Origin of the sequence: Zooshikella harenae, from assembly GCF_018837975.1 — a bacterium.
Classification (GTDB): Bacteria; Pseudomonadota; Gammaproteobacteria; order Pseudomonadales; family Zooshikellaceae; genus Zooshikella; species Zooshikella harenae.
Window position 1 is genome coordinate 1 of the sequence record NZ_JAGSOY010000196.1, and the last position, 2,278, is coordinate 2,278.

General features: G+C 38.5%; 3 protein-coding genes and 1 pseudogene. All 4 read right to left on the reverse strand.

All coding sequences use genetic code 11. The annotated features are described in order from the left end of the window. Positions 1-66: 66 nt before the first annotated feature. Complete coding sequence (locus KCG35_RS24720; RefSeq protein ID WP_215822518.1) at positions 67-561, reverse strand: hypothetical protein; 495 nt, start codon at positions 559-561, stop codon at positions 67-69. Beyond that, positions 558-1,151, reverse strand: a pseudogene (locus KCG35_RS24725) (RHS repeat-associated core domain-containing protein); the annotation flags it as partial. The pseudogene KCG35_RS24725 and the gene KCG35_RS24720, both read right to left, overlap by 4 nt. A gap of 69 nt (positions 1,152-1,220) precedes the next feature. Then, a complete protein-coding gene (locus KCG35_RS24730; RefSeq protein WP_215822520.1) occupies positions 1,221-1,565 on the reverse strand; it encodes a DUF1493 family protein in 345 nt (114 codons plus the stop codon). After that, a partial coding sequence (locus tag KCG35_RS26875; protein WP_215822521.1) for an RHS repeat domain-containing protein occupies positions 1,558-2,278 on the reverse strand: 721 nt, incomplete at its 5' end. The genes KCG35_RS24730 and KCG35_RS26875, both read right to left, overlap by 8 nt.

The following is a 2,278-nucleotide window of genomic DNA, read 5'->3' on the forward strand; positions in this document are numbered from 1 at the left end:
AAAAATGCCCGCATATGCGGGCGATCAAACTAATCTGCATTGGGAGTCAATTAATAAGCTGCTTAATTACTCTTCTATATGTAAATGTTGATTGAATAACGTTAATCCAGATTCCAGTAAATCTTTTATTAATAGAAGATCACTGCTGTTCCAACATGATTTAACAGTGTCACCACTGTTAAATACATCAATTTCAAAAAACAGTTTTTCGTGTAAATCTCTTAATTCCTCTGATTTTTTACAGTAATCAGCCCAATATTTAGTATTATTTTCTCCAATATCATCAAATAAATCCCAACAATCTAAAACCCCTCTAGAAAAATCAGTTTTGCAGTTACTTTTGATAAATTTATCAATCACATCAAAATTAAAAAAACCTAACTCATCTTCATGAAAAGGAAGAAGTTTGTTATCAGTTATAAACATTTTGCACTTTTCAAAGCTTGTAAATGCAATGTGATTACTGTGTTTTGACAGTATATAATCAACCGATGTGCTGACATATATCAGGTAAAAAGTTTTAGCACCGTGTTTGCACAAAATTGGATAATATTCTTTCATATTGGGTTCTCAAAAGGATTTTCCCAAGGATCATATGTAGCAGGATCAAAGAGAGGGCTTCCTGGAAAATTAAGATCTTGAAGCCCTGAGCTAGGTACTTCAGGTATAGGAGTTCTTTCAAAGTCTCTTGTTGCCCATTTTTTTATCTTACTATAATCGCTAGTGGCACCTTTTCCGTATCCTTCTGGATACTTATCGTCACATAAGCGTTTTGCAAATGATTCCCCTGTATCTTTATTTAAAGGCCTATGTTCTTTAGCCCACTCAGGGACATCATCAGATGGTTTATTTTTATGCCTATTTCTGACTGGTTTTTTTATTTGTGGTTTATTTCCCCAATTTTCTTGCATGTTTCTTGGTAGATTTCTAACACGCCCTTGCTGATTTCTTGGTAACACTCTAATCCATCTAAAAAGACCTTTTGGGTCAACAAAACCAACAGGATTGCCTTCAACATACGCGTAGGTATTCAACCCACCAGCAAGCCCAATGGGATCACTTTCGATGTAGCGTCCAGTAGTTGGATCGTAATCGCGAAAATAGTTGTAAAAGAACACACTCTCAGAGTCATAGTATTGACCAGGATAGCTACACCTATTGGGGCACCTGGGTGAGTAGAACGGCTAGATCACTCCAGCCGTTCTACTCACCCTAGACCTCTATTTAAGATGCCCTTTTTCTATACCATCAAGTAAATCCTTTATAGTTAATGGCTTTTTATCAGCTTGCAGCTTACCTCTCAATAAGTATGTAACTAAATCAAGAGGGTTTAGTGGAGCCTCTTCACCAAAATATTGGTTAATAGAGAACTTATCTAAATTAACTTGAAACTTTTCTGAATAGGCTTCTAAAAGCTCAACTGCATCATCACCATCAACACCTAAATCATGGAAAATTCTTGTACTAGGCGTCAATTTAGTAGTTTTGCGAATAGATAACCAATCAGTTAAGAAAGCAGTTAATGTTTGATATACGTCATTATCAGAATCATTTGATTTACTCATTAACTTGGCAAGCCTTTTTGTCTTTTTCGCACTGGACAAAGCATTGCATGAGCTGTCTGTAATCATTAGCTAAAAGTCCCCAACCAAAAATAGGAACCCATCGACCAGCCGCCCTACCAATAACGTTAGTTGTTGCAAAAGGGTTTTTAAGAGTTGGCGCTGGAACCCTTATCTTTCTGGGGAAGTGTCTAGGTATCCTTTTTGATTGTGACAAGCGCTTAGATATTGGAGAAGTTGCTCCTGTTGAAGCCTTACCATCAACCCCTTTTCTAGGATAAGGAATAATTGGAGCTCCTGCCACAGCCATCCCAGCACCAGCTGCAGTCTCAAAACCAAAAGCTTTTGCTAAACATCCGCAGTCATCATTACTCTCGCGAGGAATACCATGCTCCCCCATTGGACTATAAGCAAGGCCAAATTGGTCAATATACTTAACGGGGTTTCCTCCAACATAGCCATAGGTATTCAACCCACCTTTTAACCCAATAGGATCACTTTCGAGGTATCGTCCACTACTTGGATCGTAATCGCGAAAATAGTTGTAAAAGAGCCCACTCTCAGCATCATAGTATTGACCAGGGAAGCGCAGATTTAAAGTAACGCTTTGCCCATCACCATCTGGGTTATCAGCCACTTGACCGACACCATAGGCATCACTGTACCAAGCCCAGACGATGTTGCCTTCAGTATTGGTAGCACGACGAGGGGTATTG

Coding starts and splice junctions, on each gene's coding strand:
- KCG35_RS24720 (WP_215822518.1), bottom strand. CDS start 561: ATGAAAGAATATTATCCAATTTTGTGCAAACACGGTGCTAAAACTTTT.
- KCG35_RS24730 (WP_215822520.1), bottom strand. CDS start 1,565: ATGAGTAAATCAAATGATTCTGATAATGACGTATATCAAACATTAACT.